Source organism: Rhizobium sp. BK212, from assembly GCF_014197475.1.
Taxonomy (GTDB): Bacteria; Pseudomonadota; Alphaproteobacteria; order Rhizobiales; family Rhizobiaceae; genus Rhizobium; species Rhizobium anhuiense.
The window spans coordinates 258139-278324 of sequence record NZ_JACIFS010000009.1 but is presented as its reverse complement, the minus strand read 5'-3'; the positions used below and the strand labels follow the sequence as shown (position 1 = coordinate 278324).

Annotated in this window: 18 protein-coding genes; 16 read left to right on the top strand and 2 right to left on the bottom strand. The window is 59.1% G+C overall.

Annotated features, from left to right (window positions below):
* Window positions 1-73: 73 nt before the first annotated feature.
* From FHT79_RS25860 to fhuB, 7 genes are all read left to right on the top strand, one after another.
* Window positions 74-1588: a sugar ABC transporter ATP-binding protein gene (locus FHT79_RS25860; protein WP_132574759.1), complete on the top strand. Its 1515-nt coding sequence runs from the start codon at window positions 74-76 to the stop codon at window positions 1586-1588.
* Entirely contained in the window at window positions 1581-2609 is a 1029-nt protein-coding gene (locus FHT79_RS25855; protein WP_028758916.1) for an ABC transporter permease, read from the top strand. The genes FHT79_RS25860 and FHT79_RS25855 overlap by 8 nt, the downstream gene beginning before the upstream one ends.
* Window positions 2609-3595: an ABC transporter permease gene (locus FHT79_RS25850; protein ID WP_183904438.1), complete on the top strand. Its 987-nt coding sequence runs from the start codon at window positions 2609-2611 to the stop codon at window positions 3593-3595. The genes FHT79_RS25855 and FHT79_RS25850 overlap by 1 nt, the downstream gene beginning before the upstream one ends.
* A gap of 11 nt (window positions 3596-3606) precedes the next feature.
* Complete coding sequence (locus FHT79_RS25845) at window positions 3607-4455, top strand: sugar phosphate isomerase/epimerase (RefSeq protein WP_028758654.1); 849 nt, start codon at window positions 3607-3609, stop codon at window positions 4453-4455.
* A gap of 292 nt (window positions 4456-4747) precedes the next feature.
* The gene (locus tag FHT79_RS25840; protein ID WP_028758655.1) at window positions 4748-5542 is read left to right on the top strand and encodes an ATP-binding cassette domain-containing protein; all 795 of its coding nucleotides are present in this window, start codon (window positions 4748-4750) and stop codon (window positions 5540-5542) included.
* A gap of 13 nt (window positions 5543-5555) precedes the next feature.
* Window positions 5556-6434 carry an iron-siderophore ABC transporter substrate-binding protein gene (locus FHT79_RS25835; RefSeq protein WP_028758656.1) on the top strand — a complete coding sequence of 293 codons (879 nt, stop codon included), beginning with the start codon at window positions 5556-5558 and terminating at the stop codon, window positions 6432-6434.
* The gene (fhuB, locus tag FHT79_RS25830; RefSeq protein WP_183904450.1) at window positions 6434-8404 is read left to right on the top strand and encodes a Fe(3+)-hydroxamate ABC transporter permease FhuB; all 1971 of its coding nucleotides are present in this window, start codon (window positions 6434-6436) and stop codon (window positions 8402-8404) included. The genes FHT79_RS25835 and fhuB overlap by 1 nt, the downstream gene beginning before the upstream one ends.
* A gap of 273 nt (window positions 8405-8677) precedes the next feature.
* Here fhuB and FHT79_RS25825 read toward each other — a convergent pair whose 3' ends face one another.
* Window positions 8678-10822 carry a TonB-dependent siderophore receptor gene (locus FHT79_RS25825; protein ID WP_028758657.1) on the bottom strand — a complete coding sequence of 715 codons (2145 nt, stop codon included), beginning with the start codon at window positions 10820-10822 and terminating at the stop codon, window positions 8678-8680.
* 264 nt (window positions 10823-11086) lie between these two features.
* Between FHT79_RS25825 and FHT79_RS25820 the strand changes: the two genes are divergently transcribed.
* The 5 genes from FHT79_RS25820 to FHT79_RS25800 are packed head-to-tail and all read left to right on the top strand — an operon-like array spanning window position 11087 to window position 15256.
* Complete coding sequence (locus FHT79_RS25820) at window positions 11087-11992, top strand: transketolase (protein WP_246714056.1); 906 nt, start codon at window positions 11087-11089, stop codon at window positions 11990-11992.
* Window positions 11985-12959, top strand: coding sequence for a transketolase C-terminal domain-containing protein (locus tag FHT79_RS25815; protein ID WP_028758659.1), 975 nt, complete (start codon window positions 11985-11987; stop codon window positions 12957-12959). The genes FHT79_RS25820 and FHT79_RS25815 overlap by 8 nt, the downstream gene beginning before the upstream one ends.
* 11 nt (window positions 12960-12970) lie before the next feature.
* Window positions 12971-13624: an acyl-ACP--UDP-N- acetylglucosamine O-acyltransferase gene (locus FHT79_RS25810; RefSeq protein WP_028758660.1), complete on the top strand. Its 654-nt coding sequence runs from the start codon at window positions 12971-12973 to the stop codon at window positions 13622-13624.
* 9 nt (window positions 13625-13633) lie between these two features.
* The gene (locus FHT79_RS25805) at window positions 13634-13873 is read left to right on the top strand and encodes a hypothetical protein (RefSeq protein WP_007637453.1); all 240 of its coding nucleotides are present in this window, start codon (window positions 13634-13636) and stop codon (window positions 13871-13873) included.
* Window positions 13874-15256 (top strand): AMP-binding protein, encoded by a 1383-nt coding sequence (locus tag FHT79_RS25800; RefSeq protein ID WP_028758661.1) that lies wholly within the window; start codon window positions 13874-13876, stop codon window positions 15254-15256.
* 60 nt (window positions 15257-15316) lie between these two features.
* Here FHT79_RS25800 and FHT79_RS25795 read toward each other — a convergent pair whose 3' ends face one another.
* On the bottom strand, window positions 15317-16201 hold the full coding sequence (locus FHT79_RS25795) for a glycosyltransferase (protein ID WP_028758662.1): 885 nt from the start codon (window positions 16199-16201) through the stop codon (window positions 15317-15319).
* Window positions 16202-16308: 107 nt separating this feature from the next.
* Between FHT79_RS25795 and FHT79_RS25790 the strand changes: the two genes are divergently transcribed.
* The 4 genes from FHT79_RS25790 (at window position 16309) to FHT79_RS25775 (ending at window position 20174) form a co-directional block, all read left to right on the top strand.
* Window positions 16309-16620, top strand: a complete 312-nt coding sequence (locus tag FHT79_RS25790; RefSeq protein WP_183904437.1) for a hypothetical protein — start codon at window positions 16309-16311, stop codon at window positions 16618-16620.
* A gap of 73 nt (window positions 16621-16693) precedes the next feature.
* On the top strand, window positions 16694-17890 hold the full coding sequence (locus FHT79_RS25785; RefSeq protein WP_080759820.1) for a DegT/DnrJ/EryC1/StrS family aminotransferase: 1197 nt from the start codon (window positions 16694-16696) through the stop codon (window positions 17888-17890).
* A 6-nt stretch (window positions 17891-17896) separates the two neighbouring features.
* Window positions 17897-18937 carry a long-chain fatty acid--CoA ligase gene (locus FHT79_RS25780; RefSeq protein ID WP_168333327.1) on the top strand — a complete coding sequence of 347 codons (1041 nt, stop codon included), beginning with the start codon at window positions 17897-17899 and terminating at the stop codon, window positions 18935-18937.
* The gene (locus FHT79_RS25775) at window positions 18921-20174 is read left to right on the top strand and encodes an acyl-CoA reductase (RefSeq protein WP_028759009.1); all 1254 of its coding nucleotides are present in this window, start codon (window positions 18921-18923) and stop codon (window positions 20172-20174) included. Before FHT79_RS25780 ends, FHT79_RS25775 begins: the two co-directional genes overlap by 17 nt.
* The last annotated feature ends 12 nt before the right edge of the window (window positions 20175-20186 follow it).

Sequence of the window (20186 nt, the reverse complement as noted above, 5' to 3'; positions counted from 1 at the left end):
CGGGAAAAGAGCGGTATCCGGCCATGGCTGGACCATTGACCTTTCATGGCATTCGACTGGACAGGCAACCGGCATGAGCATGGCAACGGATGATGGTGTGAAGGCCCCGCCGCTTCTTTCGCTTCGCGGCATCAACATGACATTCGGCGGTGTGAAGGCGCTGAAAAACGTCTCCTTCGAAGTCTTGCCCGGCGAAGTGCATTGCCTGGCCGGCGAGAACGGTTCCGGCAAGAGCACCCTTATCAAGGTGATATCAGGCGTCTATCGGCCTGCAGACGGCGCCGAGATCGTCTTTGACGGCGAGACGATATCCCACATGACGCCAGGCATGGCCCAGTCCCGCGGCATCCAGATCATCTGGCAGGACCTCGCGCTCTTTCCGGAAATGAGCGTGGCGGAAAACATCGCCTTCCAGACCCTTTCCGGTTCGCGCCCGCGCTTCGTCAATTATGCCGCGATCCGCGGAATAGCCGAGGAGGCGCTCGCCCGGCTTGGCGTCACCCTCGACGTCGACAGGCCGCTCAAGGATTTCGCCATCGCGCAGCGTCAGATCGTCGCCATTGCCCGCGCGCTGGTCGGAGAGGCCCGGATCGTCTTCATGGACGAGCCGACCGCCTCGCTCACCCAGTCTGAGACCGACCATCTGCTGGCGATCGTGCGCACGCTGTCGGCTTCGGGTGTTGCCGTGGTCTTCGTCAGCCATCGCCTTGCGGAAGTGCTGGATATCTCCTCGCGCATCACGGTGCTGCGCGATGGCGCGCTGGTCGGGGTCTATCCGGTGGAGGGCATGACCCAGTCTGACATCACCGAGCTGATGACCGGGCGCACCTTCGACCAGAATGTTCTCGCCCGCGACGTATCGCAGAACCCGGTGGTGCTCTCGGTCAGCAAGCTTTCCCGGCCTGGCGAGTTCGACGACATCTCCTTTGATCTGCGCCGTGGCGAGACGCTCGGGATAACCGGCCTGCTTGGCTCGGGGCGCACCGAACTTGCGCTTACGCTGTTCGGCATGCGCCGGCCCGCCGCCGGAACGATCGTGTTGGAGGGAAAGCCGGTGCGCTTTGCCTCCAACCGCGAGGCGATCACATCAGGTGTCGCCTATCTCTCCGAAGACCGCCTTTCGCTCGGTCTCAACCAGCCGCAATCCATCGCCGACAATCTGGTCATGGCCTCGCTCAACCGCATCCTGGGCCGGCGGCTCATTTCGCCGGAAAAGAAGCGCTCGCTCGTCGCTCGCTGGATCGCTGATCTCGGCGTCAGGATCGGCAAGCAGGACGATGCGATCTCGACGCTTTCGGGCGGCAATCAGCAGCGCGTCGCGATCGCCAAATGGCTCGCCACCGATCCCAAGGTGCTGATCCTCGATGCGCCCACGGTCGGCGTCGATGTCGGCGCACGCGCCGGTATCTTCGAAATCGTTGCGCGTCTCGCCGAGGCGGGGCTGGCTATCATCCTGATTTCGGACGAGGTGCCGGAGGTCTATTTCAACGCCGATCGGATCATCCATATGGAAAAGGGCCGCATCGCCGGCTGGCATGATCCGCGCGCGACCACACTGAAGGACCTGGAGGCGGCGGTCTATGCGTAAGCTGTTCCTGGCCCATACGACTGAATTCGTGCTCATCGCCGTCATCATCGCGATGAGCATTGTCCTGGCTTTCATGACCGACCGTTTCTTGACGCTCGGCAATGTCTTCGACCTGCTCAATATCAGCGCGGTCAACATTATCTTTGCCGTTGGCCTGCTCGTGGTGCTGATATCAGGCGGGATCGACATCTCCTTCGCCGTCGCCGCCTCGATCGTGCAATACGTCACTGCACTTGCGCTCGAGCGGATCGGCGGGGGTGGATGGATATCCGGCTTCCTGATTGCGGCCGGCATCGGCATCGTGCTCGGCGTGATCAACGCCTTCCTGATCCACCGCTTTCGCATCATCTCGATCGTCGCGACGATCGCAACCTTCAACGTCTATTTCGGCTTGCTGATGTTCTTCACCAAGGGTGTGTCGATCTACAATCTGCCCGACTGGCTGACGAGCCGCGTCATCATCTACGAGCGCGAAATGGCCGATGGGAGCTGGGCTGAGATCACCTTGCCTGTTGTGGTCATGGTCGTCTGCACGCTCGCCACCTGGTTCTTCATTACCCGCACGACGACCGGCCGGCAGCTCTATGCCTTCGGTGACAATCCGGAAGGCGCGCGCCGCTTCGGCATCAATATCGGCGCCATGCAGTTCATCGCCTTCGGCTGGCTTGGATTGATGGCAGGCATCGCCGGGCTGATGCAGGCGCATTATGCGCAGGAGGTCGTTCCGAACGCACTCTATGGCCGCGAGCTCGATGTCCTGGCCGCAGTGGTGCTCGGCGGTGCGCGGCTGGGCGGCGGCAAGGGCTCCGTGCTCGGTTGCGTGTTGGGCGTGCTGCTCGTCTCGATCACCCAGAACGGCCTCAACCTGATGGGCGTTTCGCCCTTCGCCTTCAAGATGATCGTCGGCGCGATCATCCTCGTTGCGATCACCTTGTCGAGCGCTCGCATCGGCAATCTGGTGCCGGTGTTTGCGACCCGCAAATCGACCGGTGACAGACCTGCAGAAAGGGGAGAGAGCTGATGAACGCGCTCGCCGCCCGCTTCAACGCCATCTTCGGCGCCGACATGGCCGGTCCCCTCGCCGCGCTGGCGGCGGTGCTTGTCGTCTTCGGTTTCGCTTCGCCCCATTTCCTGACGGGCGCGACCTTCGGATCGGTCGCCTTTCAGCTTCCGGAACTGGGCGTCTTGACGCTTGCGATGCTGATGCCGATCCTGACCGGTGGCCTCAACCTTGCGATCACCTTCACCGCCAACATCGCCGGCCTGACGCTCGCCTGGACGCTGCAGGCCAATGGCGGCATCGACGCCGGTCCGGGCGCCTTTCTGCTCGGCTCGGTTCTGGCGCTTGCCGTCGGCGCGGCAAGCGGCCTGGTCATGGGACTCGTCATCGCCTTTACCCGCGCCCACCCCATCCTCGTTTCGCTGTCGATGATGATCTTCCTGCGCGGCCTCGGTGAGTTCCTGACGCGCGGCGGCGATATCTCGGGCTTCCCCAGCTTCATCGCTCCCATCGGCCATGGCAGCATCCTCGGCATCCCGGTACCTTTGTTGATCCTGATCGCCTGCGTGATTGCCAGCCACATCCTGCTCTCGCGCTCCAAGCTCGGCTTTTCCACCTACATGATCGGCTCCAATATCGAGTCTGCCCGCTATTCCGGCATCAACACCCGCAAGATCCTGGTGCTGGTCTATATGCTCTCCGGGGTGATGGCTGCGGTTGCCGGCATCATCATGCTTGCGCGCTTCAATTCGGTGCGCGTCGGCCACGGCGAATCCTATCTGCTGATCACCGTGCTCGCCTGCTTCCTCGGCGGCATCAATCCTTTCGGCGGCTTCGGCCGCGTCCTGCCCGTCTTCGTGGCGCTCATCGTGCTGCAGCTTCTCTCTTCGGGGCTCAACCTGCTCGGCGCCAACCAGCATCTCACCACTGCCGTCTGGGGCATCCTGCTCATCGTCGTGATGGTGCTGCGGTGGTTCTCGGCCAAGTTCATCAGAATCATGAAATAGGAGATACGACCATGGAAGGTTTCGGCGTTCACACCAGCATGTGGACCATGAACTGGGACCGCGCAGGCGCCGAGAAGGCGATTGCCGGGGCCGTGCACTACAAGATGGATTTCATCGAGATCGCGCTGCTCAACGCGCCTGCCGTCGATGCCAAACACACTCGCGACCTGCTTGAAAAGAACAAGCTGCGCGCCGTCTGCTCGCTCGGCCTGCCGGAGCACGCCTGGGCCTCCATCCGCCCGGATGCAGCAATCGAGCATCTGAAGGTTGCGATCGAAAAGACCGCGGAAATGAGTGCCGAAGCCCTGTCCGGCGTCATCTTCGGCGGCATCGGCGAACGCACCGGCGTGCCGCCGACGCAGGGCGAATACGACAACATCGCCAAGGTGCTCGACGTTGCGGCAAAACACGCCAGGAAGTACGGCATCCAGCTCGGTGTCGAGGCCGTGAACCGCTACGAGAACCACCTGATCAATTCGGCGCAGCAGGCCGTCGACATGGTGGAGCGTGTCGGCGCGGATAACATCTTCGTTCATCTCGACACTTACCACATGAATATCGAGGAGAAGGGCGCAGCCAACGGCATCCTCATCGCCCGGGATCACCTGAAGTACATCCATCTTTCCGAAAGCGACCGCGGCACGCCGGGTTACGGCAACATTCCGTGGGATGCGATCTATGCCGCGCTCGCTGCAATCGGTTTCAAGGGCGGACTTGCCATGGAAAGCTTCATCAATATGCCGCCTGAGGTCGCCTATGGCCTGGCTGTCTGGCGCCCCGTTGCACGCGATATGGAAGAGGTCATGGGCAATGGCCTGCCATTCCTGCGCAACAAGGCGGAACAATACGGGCTGATCTGAGCGGATTGCCGGGTCACTTGAACACTCCGGTGGTGACCCTTACCGTTGTCGTAGGCCACCTGCCGTTCAAGTGCCGTGGACCCTTGCGCGGCGTCGCAAAGGTCATCTTGTCAGCCTGGTTCTTGCCTCGAAAAACCAGGCTGACCAAGTGGCGAAAGGCGTGCGGCCGCATGCTGGTGACGAGCAGCAGGGCAGCCGCGTCGAAAGAAGCGAAAATAGTTGATTGCTGCTCTCATCTTTAGTACCGACCTATCACCCGGTTAAAGGATGTCACGTGGCCATACTCCCCCCGATGCAAGATCCGCCTCGAGCGGCCGAAACTTTTGTCGCCGAAAATATAGGTCTTTCGATCGAGGGGAACGCAATTCTCTCCGCCGTAAGCCTGACATTTCCGGCAGGAGAAGTCGTGGCACTGGTCGGCCACAACGGCTCCGGTAAATCCAGCCTTCTCAAAATGCTGGCGCGCCAGCTCGTGCCGAGCGCCGGATCGATCTCTTACGGAAACCGCGATCTGAGGACGTATAGCGAACGCGCCTTCGCGCGTTCGGTCGCCTATCTGCCCCAGGACGTCACGACCGGAGCGGACATGACGGTCCGCGAGCTTGTGGGATGCGGCCGCTACCCGTGGCACGGCGCGCTTGGCCGCTTCACCAAGGACGATGAAGGGAAAGTCGAAGAGGCCCTTCAAGCAACGCATATCGAGAAGTTCGCCGACCGTATCGTCGGAACACTGTCGGGCGGTGAGCGGCAACGAGCCTGGATCGCCATGCTGATCGCTCAGGATGCCCGCTGCCTGTTGCTCGATGAACCGACGGCGGCACTCGATGTTGCCCACCAGATTGAGGTGCTCTCACTTGTGCGACGCTTGGCGCATGAGGGCGGAAGGAGCGTCGTCATCGTTCTTCACGACATCAACATGGCCGCGCGTTTCTGCGATCGGATCCACGCATTGAAACGCGGTGGCGTGGTTGCCAGCGGAACACCGAGCGCGATCCTCGCGCCGAAGACGTTGCAGGAGATCTATGGGATCGACATGGATGTGATCTCCGCGCCCACCCTGCCCTACCCGCTCGCCTATGTTTGCTGAGGTTGGGTGTTCAATGGGTGTTTCGCGGCGCTTCCTTCTGCAGTTCGCGGCGGCCTCGGCCATTCCGGCTCCGCTGTTTGCGCAGTCGATCGGCCCAAGGGTCGTCAGCCTCGACTACGGTCTTGCGTCCACGCTTTTATCCCTCGGATTGGCTCCGGTCGGGATCTCGGACCTCGCCGATTGGGACAGATGGGTTGTCGAGCCGCGAATGCCAGAATCCGTCGTCGATATCGGCAGTGCGTTCGAGGTCAATTTTGAAATTCTCGTCGCGCTGAAGCCCGATATCATCTTGACCACACCCTACCTCGATGAGCTCTTGCCCAAGCTGCAGTCGGTGGCGAAAGTCGTTCGGCTGGAAATCTTTGTGCCGGGCATTGGAGCTATTCTTCCCGCCGCCATTGCGGCGACGCGCAAATTGGCCGTTGAGCTTGGTCGTCAGAATGAGGCGGAGCAGTTCCTCGCGCGCGCCGACGCCTTCTTCGAGCGATGCCGCAGCCGCCTGGCGGACAAGAACCTGCCGCCGGTCGCCCTGGTGAATTTCATGGATGCCCGCCATGTCCGCATCTATTCGAGTCCCGGGCTGTTCCACAATGTGCTCGAGCGCATCGGTGTCCGGAACGCCTGGACCAGAGAGTCGAATTATTGGGGTTTTGAAACGATCGGCATTGAAGAGCTCTCCAAGATCACCGATCCAGATGCGCGTCTGATCGCCTTCGACCCCGTTCCTCCGGACGTTCTTCCGAAACTCGCTCAGAGCCCGCTGTGGAACAGGTTGGCCTTCGCGCGTCCCGGCCACCTGTCGATTCTGCCGCCGGCCCTGATGTTTGGCATGGTGAACGAGGCCATGCGCTTCGCGGGCCTTTTGACAGATCTTCTGGAAAAAGAAGCATGATGATATCCCGCCGCGACAATATCGGGCCAGCATTAGTCTTCCTCCTCCTAATTGGCGGTGGAGGCGTGGCATCGTGGTTTCTTGCCGCTCCTGCGCTGTCTGAAATGGCGCTACCGAATTACGATGTCACGCGAATGGTATTGTACTATTCGACGCTTCCCCGCCTTGCGACGGCGCTCGTTGCCGGCGCTATGCTTGCCTTGTCTGGTGCGCTGTTTCAGCAGGTTTTGCGAAACCCGCTCGCCGACCCTACCACCCTCGGCGTGTCGGCCGGAGCAAACCTGGCGCTGGTGGTAACATCGTTGTTTCTCCCGGACCTGCTCGGGGTCGGCCGTGATCTTGTCGCTCTGACCGGCAGTGCGACCGCGGCCGTGATCGTCGTTAGCCTTGGCGCGCGCCGCGGTTTTTCGCCTTATTCGCTTGTTCTGTCGGGGCTGGTTCTCAGTCTGTGGTGTGGCGGCCTCTCTGCGATCCTGATCTATCTGAACCAGCGCTACCTCTCGAGCCTGTTCATCTGGGGCGCCGGCTCGCTGGCCCAGCAAAGTTGGGTCATTCCCGTATCGCTTCTTTGGAAGTTGGGCGTCGCCGCCATCGTCTGCACTTTCGTGATCAGACCGCTTTCGCTGCTCGATCTTGGCGAGAGCAGTTCCACGGCGCTCGGCGTCCGATTGGTCCGTCTGCGTTTCATTGTCGTCGCCCTTGCTGTCGCGCTTGCTGCATTTGTCACCAGCGCTGTCGGGGTCATTGGGTTCATTGGACTGGTCGCGCCGACGATTGCACGATTGTCCGGAGCACGACGTCCCGCGCAGCTCATCTTCTGGTCTCCCCTGATCGGCGCCGGGCTGCTTCTCTTCGCAGACTCTGTTCTGCAACTGGTCGCAGGCGGGCTTGGTGATTTCTTGCCGACGGGAGCGGTAACGGCCATCTTCGGTTCGCCGCTGCTCCTCGCGCTCCTGCCGCGGCTGAAGATCCGTCATAGGTTGCAGCAATCGCCGGCGTTCGGACGGTCACGTCGATGGGATGGAACCGCACCGGTCGTCATCGCTGCTGCCGGCCTGCTTATGCTGTTGATGGTCAGCGTTTTTCTCGGACGTGACGTCAATGGCGGCTGGGCCTTCGCTTCCGGCGAATTCTCGTACGATGTCCTTGCCATCAGGATACCTAAAATCCTCGCCGCTCTGGCATCGGGCGCGATGCTTGCGGTCGCGGGCTCGATCCTTCAGCGGTTGACCGGAAATGAAATGGCAAGTCCCGAAGTTCTCGGGATCAGTGCCGGCGCGACCTTCGGCGTTGCGATTGCCCTCTTTGCCGTCGCTCCCGGATTTTCCGGTCAATTTGCGTTTGCCGTGGCCGGTGCGATCAGTGTGCTTGCCATCATCTTCGCCAGTTCCCGGCGATCGGCCTTCGCTCCCGAGCGGGTCCTGCTTGCGGGCATTGCCTTAAGCGCGATGGTCGATGCCGTCGTCGGCGTGTTGAGCTCGACGGGAGATCCGAGAGCCGTTCTGCTGATGCGGTGGATGAGCGGGTCCACCTACCTCATCGAAGGGTCGACCGCGGCAACGGAGGCAGCGCTCGGCGCTGTGCTGATTGCCGTTGCGCTCGCCGCCCGCCGCTGGCTTGACATACTTCCCCTTGGGCCGTCGCCTTCGGCGGCGGTCGGCGTACCATTGGCGAAATCGCGATTTGCGCTTTTTGGCCTCGCAGGATTGTTGACGGCCGCCGCGACGCTGACGGTCGGCCCCTTATCATTTATCGGCCTGATGGGACCTCACCTGGCGCGGGAGGCGGGACTGACGCGCGCGTTGCCGCAAATGGCTGGCGCCGCTCTGATCGGCGGGGGGCTTATGGTTGCCGCCGATTTTGTTGGTCGCACGATCGTATCGCCCTATCAGATCCCGGCCGGTCTCGTTTCCGCACTCATCGGAGCACCGTTCCTGATGCTGATGATGCGCAAGCGCGGTGTCGGCTGAGGGTTGCCACAGGAAGGCCGGTCATGAGGCAGACACCAGCAGGATACCGGTGCGATGTTCGGCTTCTTCCGACGATAGGGCGCTGGCAGCACCGATAGCGAATAGCTTCTATGGTCGAAGACGGTAAGGGCGGCCGTTCATCGAAAGATGAACATTCACCATGGCGTTCGGTATAGATGCCTTGGAACACTGGCTACAGCGCAGCGATCCTTATAACTTCGACGTTCAGATTGCGGACGCCGCCTTGATCGGACAAGGCGGCGTCCGTCACCTTTACCAGGAATACTTCAGCGTGCCGACGACCTTGCGCCGATCGCCGTAGAACTCGGTTCCGTAGTAGCTGCTGGCGATATATTTGCGATCGAACAGGTTCGTCGCGTTGACGGCGAGCGTCACGTCCTCGGTCACCTTGTAGCTGACCGCGGCATCAAACAGCGTGTAGGCGGCAACCGATACGGTATTTGCATCGTCCCCATAGGACTGGCCGATATAACGCACACCGCCGCCGAGCGTCAGGTCGCCGCGCTTTCCGTCTCCGGGGATCGTGTAGTCGAGCCAGGCGGATGCCAAGTGCCGCGGCACGCGTGAAGGCCGGTTACCGATGTTGCCGCCGGTGCCGTCCTCGCGGATTTCGGCGTCCCAATAGGAATAAGCAAGCGTGAGATTAAGCCTGTCGTTGATTGCGGCTTTGCCTTCGAGTTCGATGCCGCGCACACCCACCTTGCCGATCTGCTCCTGAACCAGAGGGGTGACATAGCTCGGCACATTCGTTTGGGTAAGATCAAACAGCGCCAAGGTGAAGAGGCCATCAAACCCATCAGGGCGATATTTGAGGCCAATCTCGTATTGTTCACCTTCCTGTGGCTTCAGCGAGCCCGTCACGGTGTATCCGTTTGCGGTCTGCGCGACGAGCGGCTGGAAGCTTTCCGAATAGTTCGCATAGGCTGCGAGATTCGGCGTAAATTTATACGTCAGCCCGGCACGCTTGGTGAAGGCTGACGCAGTGTCGTCGTCGCTTGTCCCGCTGTCGAGGTAATCCGCAGTCGTGTGGACATGGTCCCATCGTCCGCCCAGGGTAACGATCCATCGGTCGTCGAAGGTCAGTTGCTCCTGCGCGTAGATCCCGACCGCCTGCTGCTTGACGCGCCAGTTCACGTACGGGCCGAGATTGATGCAGGAGAGACCGCAATAGACGGGGTCGTTGATATCGATCGGTCCGGCCGTCCCGAACAGGATGTTCTCGCGCGTATTGTCGTTGGTGTAATCGACGCCGACCAGCGTCTTGCTGTCGATCCCGTTCCATGTCGCATCATATTGCAGCTGATTGTCGATGGCATAACGGTTGGACATGCCGTCGACCGAGAACGCCGTTCGATCGGCGGTCGGATCCAGTGATGCGCCATAGACTTCGGCATAGTCGAGCTCGAGATGCGTATAGCGGGCATTCGAGCGAAAGGTCAGATTTTCATTGATCTCGTGTTCGAACTGATAGCCGATGTCGGCCTGCTCCGTATTGAAGCGATTGAAGTCCGGCTCGCCGAGGAAGGTGTCGATATCGATATCGGCGTCCGTGGGAAATCCGCGTGCGCCCGTTCCATCGCGTTTGTAATAGTCGGTCAGGATGGTGAGCGAGGTCCCCTCTTCCGGTTTGATCGTCAGGGCCGGTGCAACGTAGGTGCGGTCGTCGTTCGAATGATCCCAGCCCTGATCACCGTCCTTGGCAAGTGCGGTAAGCCGGTAGCTCCACACGCCGTCGGGATCGATCGGCCCGCCGAAATCCGCGCCTACTTCCTTGGTGCCATCACCATAGGAGGTGTAAACTTCGCCATGCTTCTCATCCAAGGGCCGCTTGGTGATCGCATTGACCAGTCCTCCCGGACCGTTGAGACCGAAGAGGGTCGAAGTCGATCCCTTCAGGACCTCGACGCGCTGAAGACCATAGGGTTCAAGGCGGCTGGCCGTGAACCACGCGGGAATACGCGCCGCCAGACCATCCCGATAGGTGCCGAGCGCCGTCTGATCAAAGCCGCGAATTCTTATATAATCGTACCGGTCGTCGTTGCCGAACTCATCCGAAAAGACGCCGGCAGTATAAGCGACCGCCTGCTGAAGATTGTCCACATGACGCTCTTCCAACTCCTTTTGCGTCACCACCGATACGGAGGCCGGGACATCGATGACCGGAGTGTCTGTTTTGGTGCCGGTGGCGGTATTCTTGGCGACGATGGTGCGATCCGGGCCAACCACACGATCCGACTTGCCCGTTATGACGATCGGGGCCAATTGCGTCGCCTCTTCGGCCGAATTGTCCTGTGCCCAGCCGATGCCTGCCGATCCGAACGACACCGTTATCAACGCGCTGCTCGCAACCAATCGGCTTGTGAGCATGCGCAACTTTCCCTGTAGTCCCACTGTCATACTATCCCCTGTCAGACCAATATCGGGCAGTGTGACGGCCGCCCCTCCGGCCACTGCTAAGGTTGCGTTTACTCAAACAGGAGAATTGGAGTCAACTTAATAATCACGGTTTGTGACCATCTTTGCACCCAGTCGAACCTTGAGGTTTTGGAGCAACACGGGCCGCGCGCCCGGCAGTCTCGATCGGGCTTGGGGGCGGGCAACGAAGCGGCAACAGACCCGCACAAGCTTCAATTGGAAGGATCGGCAATGGGATGGTTTGAGATGAACCATTCCGATCTAAACCGCCTCCGAAAGATGCAAGCTAGCCTGATGATCAATACAAGCTTCGAGGAGTCCTGTGCGCGGGTTCGTCGTATAATCGTCGACACCGCGTTTCGGTGCGGACAGTCGGCGCACATCGGCGGTAGCCTGAGCATGGTAGAGCTGTTGAATACGCTCTTCGGCGACGTGCTTTCGCATCGCCCCCATGAACCTCAATGGGACGGTCGCGACATCTTCATTCTTAGCAAGGGGCATGCAGTGCTGGGCTATCTGGCGGTGCTGCATCACTTCGGCTATTTCGACGCCGAAAAGCTTGCGACCTTTCAGACAAACGGCAGCGATCTGATCGCTCACCCGGTAAAGAAGGTCGCGCTCGGCATCGAAAGCTCCAACGGCAGCTTGGGCCAGGGCCTTGCCTATGGCATGGGCATCGCCCTTGGTATGCGCAAGCGCAAACAAGATCGTCGTGTTTATGTGCTTCTCGGCGACGGCGAATGCAATGAAGGGTCCGTCTGGGAGAGTGCCGCTTCGGCTTCGGAAATGGGCGTCGGCAACCTTACCGCGATCATTGATGAGAACGGGTTCCGCAACGACGGGCCGAATGCCACCTATAGCAATAGAATTGCATTGACGAACATCTGGAAAGCTTTCGGCTGGAACGTCATCAATGTCGATGGCCACGATCACCATCAGATCCTGTCGGCGCTCCAGCAGGCAAAGCAGGTCGCGGATATACCGACCGCCATCGTCGCCCGTACCGTGAAAGGCAAGGGATTGTCATTCATGGAGAATAACAACGATTGGCATCACAATCGCATCACGGGAACTGTCTATGAAGAGTGCCTGAAGGCGCTCGGCGAGAGCGTCGGGTCGGAGCTGGAAACGGAAGGAGAATTCCGTGGTTGAGTTGTCGAACCGCAATGCCCGCACATGGTCGCGCATCGGGCCGCGGGCTGTTTATGGCCAGGCGCTGACGGCGCTTGCGACTGAAAACGAGAACATTATCGCGATGAGTGCCGATCTCGGCCGGTCTTCCGGTCTTGACCGCTTCTCCAAGGAATATCCGGACCAATTCCTCAATACCGGTATTGCCGAGCAGAACATGGTAGGCTGCGCTGCCGGTCTCGCGCGCATGGGGTTCGACGTGTTCGCCTCGACGTTTGCGCCCTTCGCTTCAATGCGGGCAAGCGAACAGGTGCGCATGAACATGGGTTATATGGGCGAGCCGGTGAAGCTCGTTGCACTTGGTAGCGGTCTGGCGATGGCTTATCTCGGCAATTCCCATTTCGGTCTGGAGGATGTCGCGGTCATGCGCACTGTGCCGGGCCTGACGATCATATCGCCGGCCGACTGCTCGGAAATTTACAAGACGCTGGAGGCTTGTGTCGGCTTCGACCAACCGGTCTATATCCGCCTGACCGGCACGCCCAATGCACCGGTCGTCTATACCGAAGACTACACGTTCGAAATCGGCAAAGCCGTTTGGCTGACGCCGCCACGCGAGGTGATGCTGATCTCGAGCGGCACCACGGTCGGCCATTGCCTTCTGGCCGCTGAAAAGCTGAAAGAAGCCGGTCTGGATGTCGGCGTCCTCAACATGCATACGATCAAGCCGCTGGATGCGGTCGCACTGGCTGACGTCGCCCGCCATGCCAGCACGGTTTTCGTCATCGAGGAGCACACGACGGTCGGCGGTCTCGGCAGCGCAATCCTTGATCACTACAATGCTTTGGGAACGCCGTTTCCGCGCATCGTTACGCACGGCATTCCGGATCGCTTCGTCGAGACTGGTGATTATGCCTTCATGCTGAAGGCTGCGCGCTTGGATGGCGAGGGTATCGCCGGTTTCCTGCAGGAAAAGTTGTTGCAATAGGAAATCGAAGCATGAGTCTGGATCATTGGTACATTTACGGGGCGGGCGGCCTCGGCATTGAAACCATGGACATACTGCAATCGGCAATCCGCCGGGGCCTGCAGCAACGTCACCATTGTGCATTCATCGTCGATCATCCGACGGCGACTGAGGTGCTTGGGTTTCCGGTCGTCGCCGTGGGGGATCACGTTCCCGGCGCCAAAGTGACGATCGCAGTCGGGGAACCTTTTGCCCGGAAAGCTCTTCTCGATAAGGTGGAAAGGTTGGGCCTCGTGCTTCAATCGATCTTCTCCCCCGATGCCTTCATTTCTGAGTATGCGGAGATTGCCGACGGCGTGATCGTCGCGCCGCATGTCTCCATCCAGGCGACGGCAAAGATCGGTCGAAACGTCGCCGTCAATACAGCTTCGATCCTTGGCCACGACATTGTGGTAGGAGAAAACTGCGTCGTCTCATCCATGGTCAATCTGGGCGGCGGCACGCAAGTCGGGACGTTGAGTTATCTGGGCATGGGCGCACTCGTCAAGGAACGCGTGCAAATCGGACACTCGTCAATTGTCGGCATGGGCTCGGTCGTGCATATCGACATTCCCGATGAAGTCATTGCGCTGGGCAATCCCGCGCGCGTCGTTCGCAGGAACGAAGACAAAAAAGTGTTCAAGTAGGAGCAAGACATGAGCAACAAAGAAAAATACGATGCCGCTTTCATCGAAACGTTCGGTATTGGCGCCGAGGATTTGAGCGACGGCCTCCAGTATCAGAGCATTCGCGCTTGGGACTCGGTTGGTCACATGGCGCTTATCGCATCTCTTGAGGATACGTTCGACATCATGCTTGATATGGACGACGTGGTCGATTTCGGCTCGTACAAGACCGGCCTGAAGACGCTCGAGAAATACGGCGTGTCGTTCTGAATGTTCTGGCAAAGCCTCTCGGATGGCGCCGATGACAGGACGTTCCTGATCGCCGATGGACGCCGCTACAGCTACAACGACGTTTTCGGGCTCGGAGATGCGCTATTCTCCAAGGCCGACAGGGCGATCGTACTGATTCTGTGCGATCGGTCGCCCGAAACCGTTGCGGCCTATCTGGGAGCCTTGCGGAAAGGCCTCGTGCCCATGTTGGTCGACGGTGAACTGACCCGTCACTCGCTGGAACGCACCGTTGGAGCCTATACCCCCCGTTACATCGTCGCTCCCGCAGAGATGGCGCTGGAAGACTATGCGCCAAACGGGCGATTGGGCACAAAGGCTCTGTTCGAGCGGTCGTCGGTCGTAAACACGACGCTGCATCAAGATCTTGCCTTGCTCATTCCCACCTCGGGTTCGACAGGCGACCCTAAATGCGTGCGACTGACGGCCAACAATATCGATGCCTGCACGCGTTCGATCGTCGAATATCTCGGCATGACTGGAGACCGCATTACGGTCAGCCTTCTGCCATTTCATTATTCCTACGGGCTTTCCGTTCTCCACAATACGATATTTGCGCGCGCCTGCATGGTGTTGACTGATAAGTCCATCCTCGACAGGAGCATTTGGCAAATGATCGAAGAGGAGAGAGTTACCGACCTTGCCGGCGTGCCCTTCACATTCGAAACATTGCGGCGCATTCGCCTGAGCGAGGCCTGCCTTGGCAATCTCGTCTGCGTGACGCAGGCCGGCGGGCGCCTGGCACCGGAACTGACTCGCCATTTCTGGCAGTATTTCGCCGATCATGGCGTGCGCTATTTCACCATGTATGGCCAGACCGAGGCTGCCCCGCGCATTTCCTATGTCCCCCCCGGCCAGGCGATCGAGAAGCTGGGAAGCGTCGGCATTCCGCTGCCCGGCGGTCGAGCTTTGATCGCGGAAACGGGCGAGCCGATCGGCGAAGGTGAGCTGCTCTATGTCGGCCAGAACGTGTCGATGGGCTATGCGACCTCCGCTCAAGACCTTGAAAAGGGCGACGAATTCCACGGTAAACTTTATACCGGCGACTATGCCAAAATCGATGAGGACGGGTTCATCACAATCGTGGGCCGTAAGAAGCGCTTCATCAAACTGCACGGAATTTCAGTCAATCTCGATCATGCGGAGTCCGTGCTGAAGTCCGGCGGGCTTGATTGCATCGTCATCGGTGCCGAAAACCGGCTGATGGTCTGCATCAGGGAGCCGGATGCGGAGCGAGCGCAGACGGCGTTGAAGGATAATTTCAATTTCCACCCGTCTGTTGCAAGGGTGGTTGTCTCCGAAACCCTACCGCTCACCTCCGCCGGAAAGCCGGACTACGTTACGCTGTCCGAGCGTTTCCTGTAGACCTCTGCGAAATCAAAGGCGGCAGAGCCGCATCTGTCCTGCAGCAGGTTATCGGCAATATCAGAGCTTCGCCAGCATGGCTTGCAAGTCGACGATCCGGGCCCTCAACTGCGGATAAGCGTTCTGCCAGTAGCCGTAGTGCTCGAGCAGACGGCGCATGGAGGCCGGCAGATCCTCTCTTGTCATATAGCCCTTTTCGAAGGCCATCTTCATCACTTCCTCATAGTAAAGAATGCCGTTGATGAAGAGCGGATTGATCTCGTGATTTGAGGTCGAATTGGCATGCTGGCGGAAATAGGAAAGCGGATGCGGATGTCCGATGATCGGGCCGCGTTTGGCGAGATCGATCCATGCCGATAGATCAAGGATGCCGCGGAAGATCCCATCCTCATCGACCCGAAACAGGCGGAATGCGCCGTTCTCGTCGAAGCAATCTTCCTTTCGGAACATCACGCTCGAGAACTCGCCAATCAGGTTCATGTGATTGACAGCTGTCACACGGATGAAGGCGCCGCCGTCGATGACCTTTGCCTGGTCGGCAATGCCGAAGTGATTGACCAGCGACGTGATGCGGTTTTTCCCATCGATCAGGTAACGCGGCGAAAAGGCGAGCCTCGTGCCGAGATGGCGGCTCTCCTCCAGTGTCTCGAGCAGGAACTGAACGCAGAATGGGTTGATAATGTCATCATCGAACAGAAACTTGATGTATTCGCCGTTCGCAAGATTGGCCAGCCGGATGACATTGGAAAACTCGCTCGGCTTCGGATTTCGGCTATAGGAGAGATGCTGCTGATATCGCTCGCAGATATTTGCGATTGCATCCGTTGGACAATCGTCTGAAACGATAATCTCCGTATCGCCATAGCTTTGCCCGATGGCACTCTTCAAGGCTTGCTCAAAGAAATCCGGCTTGTAGGCGGGGATGCAGATCGATACTCGGGGCATTGCTGGTCCTTTTTGCGGTTGTCTCACCCGTGAGTGGTTGGAAGTGGCATGACGCCGGCGCGGCGCGCGCAGTTCCCCAGCACGAGATTCAATGTCGGATGAAGTCGATGCCTGGCGACAGTCGATGGGGCGGCACGGCCAGTGCCCTGATTTCCGGCAGTCGTCGTCTGCTCAAAACGCTTGTTGTCGAAGAGCAGTTCGCTGCGGCATTTTCCACGGGCGCCTCATTGACGACGATACGGCGACCACTCGAAGCGTGTGAGATCATCAGGCGGACTGCACTTTCGGAAGCGGTTTCTGCGCGGAAACGGCCCATCTCAAACCATCTCGCCGCCGATTTTTCCAATTTAACCTTGTGCGAGTCTTTTGCCCTCTTGCTCACCGTCGGGCACCCCGCGCGCAAGCCACGAGAAAGCTAACCCCCCTAGTCTGCGGAGACAATCAAGGCCCGGTTTCCGCCTTGTGGCATATATCGTGATATGGAGCAGTGAAATGACGGCGAACGAACTACCCATTGTTCCAGTAACGAAGCCGCTCCTTCCCGATCTCGCAACGGTCAACCGTACCCTCGCCGACATCTGGGCTACCGCCTGGCTGACCAACATGGGTGCTCAGCACCGTGAATTGGAATCACGGCTTGCCCACTTTCTCGACGTTCCATTCGTCAGCCTGTTCAATAACGGCACCGTCGCCCTGCAGATCGCGCTGAAAAGCCTCGACCTGCCTGCCGGCGGCGAGGTCATCGTCACGCCCTTCACCTTTCCGGCGAGTGTACACGTCATCGATGCCTGCGGACTGACGCCGGTATTTTGCGATATCGATCCCGTCACGCTGACCATCGACCCGGTTCGGATCGAAAACCTTATCACGGACCGCACCTGCGCCATCCTCGGCGTTCATGTCTACGGCATTGCATGCAACGTGAAGGCCATTGATGCGCTCGCGGCAAAGCACGGCATCAAAGTCATCTACGACGCTGCTCACGCCTTTGCCACGCGTGTCGACGGGAAGCCGATCAGCCTCTTCGGCGACATCACGATGCACAGCTTTCATGCAACGAAGCTTTTTCACACCGTCGAAGGCGGTGCACTGATTTCACCGCATGCTGAACTTCAGCGCACCATCTACCTTCAGCGGAATTTTGGCATTGCCAACGAAGAAACAATCCTGCTCGCCGGCCTCAACGGCAAAATGAACGAACTGCAAGCGGGCGTCGGCCTTGCCGTACTCGACATGGTGAAGGATGAATGGGAACGTCGCCGGTCATTGCTCGAGCAATACCGCACGTTGATCTCCGCCATGCGCGGCATCACCATCCTCGAGCCACAGGCCGGTGTCACGCCGAGCTATCAATATCTGCCGGTACGCATCGATCCCGATCAATCCGGCTTCACACGCGACATCCTCTACAGCAGGTTCCGCGAAAAGAACGTGCTCGCGCGCAAATATTTCTACCCGCTTTGCAGCGATGCCCCGCACTATAAGAACCTACCTTCCGCGCAGGCTTCCAACCTGCCGGTGGCGACCCAGGCGGCGAAGGAGGTCCTTTGCCTGCCGTTCTTCGGCGCGCTCGCCGCCAGCGATCTGGCACGGATATTCAATGTCATGATCGCTACCTACGAGGATTATCACTCGGATTCGCTGCCCACGGCCGGCCTTGCCACGGCAGCCATGGGACGAAGAGGCTGAAACGCCATGGCCATGGACGACCAACTCGCCAATGATCCTGTTGTGTTCCTGAACGAAATCAATTCGTTGACCGAGCACCACAAGGCTTATTGCGATCTCTACGGTCATTATGTGCACACGATGTTCGGCGACCGCGCGGCGACGTCGCTCGCCGAAACACCCTATCTGCCAGTCCGGGCCTTCAAGAACTTCGACCTCAAAAGCGTCCCCGATAGTGAGGTCGTCAAAATCATGACCTCGTCCGGCACGACCGGACAGGTTTCCAGGATCTATCTCGACAAGGAAACGTCACAGGCACAATCGCGCAAGCTCGTCGAGGTCTTCTCGATCGCCTTCTCGAAAAGCCGCTTCCCGATGCTTGTCATCGATGCGGAGAACACTGTTGCCGATCGGCGGAAATTTTCCGCGCGCACGGCAGCGATCAATGGTTTCAGCATGTTCTCAAGAGGACGCGACTTCGCGCTCGACGACGAACTTTCCGTCGACATCGATCGCGTGCAGGCCTTCGCCGAAAGCAATCGCGACAACCGCATCTTCATCTTCGGTTTCACTTCTATCGTCTGGTTGAACTTTGTTCAGATGCTGCGCCGCCAGAATGTGCGGCTCAACCTGTCAAACAGTTTCCTGCTGCACGGCGGCGGATGGAAGAAACTCGCCGATCAGAAGATCTCGGATGCGATGTTCAAGGACGATGTCCGCGAATGGACCGGCTGTAGCGACATACGGAATTATTACGGCATGGTCGAGCAAACGGGTACGATCTTCATGGAGTGCGAACACGGCAATATGCATGCCGCACCCGGCTCCGATGCCCTCATTCGCGATACTTCGTCGCTCGATGCACTCCCGCACGGCCGGGAAGGCCTGATCCAGGTCTTCTCCTCCATCCAGAAGAGCTATCCGGGCCACTCGTTGCTGACTGAGGATGTCGGCTTCACGCTCGACGGCGCATCCTGCTCCTGCGGCAATCGAAACACGATCGTCAAAATCAACGGCCGACTGCAGAAGGCGGAAATTCGAGGATGCAGCGATGCCTATAATTCGTGACGACAGGTTCGAAGCGGGCGACTGGCTGAAGCAATTCGATCTTTCGTCACGCCACGCTTTCTTCGATGAGCGGGTTGTCGATTTTCTGCATGAGCTTTCCCGTCGTCTGATGAAGGACAACGATGCCCGGCATTATCCGGACCTCGTTACCTTCGCCTATTTCTGCCGCAAGGCGAATCTGCGGACACTCTCGCAGCAATATCGAGATGCAGAATATCGCAGTGGATGGGGTACTGTGGCCCATATCGCGCCATCCAATATTCCCGTCAATTTCGCCTTCTCGTTGGTCTTCGGCATGCTGTCCGGCAATTCGAACATTGTGCGCATGCCGAGCAAGGCGTTTCCACAGAACGATATCTTCTTGCGGGCATTCGACGGCGTTGCAGAGTCGGAAACATTCCGATCGATCGCAGTTGGCAATGTATTCATCCAGACGGCGCGGGGAAGTGCCAAGCTCAAGGAGATCGTTGCAGCGGTTGATGGCCTGACAGTTTGGGGAGGCGACGCGACCGTCGCCGAATTTCGCTCGCTGCCGAAGAAGCCTCGATCCGTCGAGCTTTATTTTCCGGACCGGACATCATCGGCCGTGATCGACGCCAGCGCCTATTCCGCGCTTGAGACGGAACAGAAGACGAAACTGGCGCGAGATTTCTTCAACGACACCTATCTGGTCGACCAGAATGCCTGCTCCTCGCCAAGTCAGATCTTCTGGCTTGGGGAACCGGCCGCGATCGCCAAAGCCAAGGTCGATTTCTGGCATCATCTCGACGAAGAGCTGCATCGCCAGGACTTTCGTCTGGATACGGTCGCACGACTGGACAAGTTTCTCGACCTGATGAATGCAATACGCACGACCGGGGGAACCCTGGCGCTCAACCGCTATTCGCCGGATATCTGGTGCATCGGCCAATCCTTGCCGAAGGAAACGCGGCTGCGCTTCGGCCAGTTTGCAGAAATTGACGTACAGGCGCCTTCCGACATCGCAGCGTTTCTTCGCCCGCAGGAACAGACACTGACCTATTTCGGACTGCAACCGCAGGCGCTCTTCCTCGCTCTCCAGTCGGGTTCTGCCAATCACGCGATCGACCGCATCGTCCCTATCGGCAAGGCGCTCGATATCAACCCCTTCTGGGATGGCAAGGACATTCTGTCGCTTCTATCCCGGCGCGTCGAAATAGTGGAAGGGCGCGAGAATGCAGCAATATCCGCAACGGCTTTAGCGAGTTTCCAGAACTGAGCGGTTCAGCTC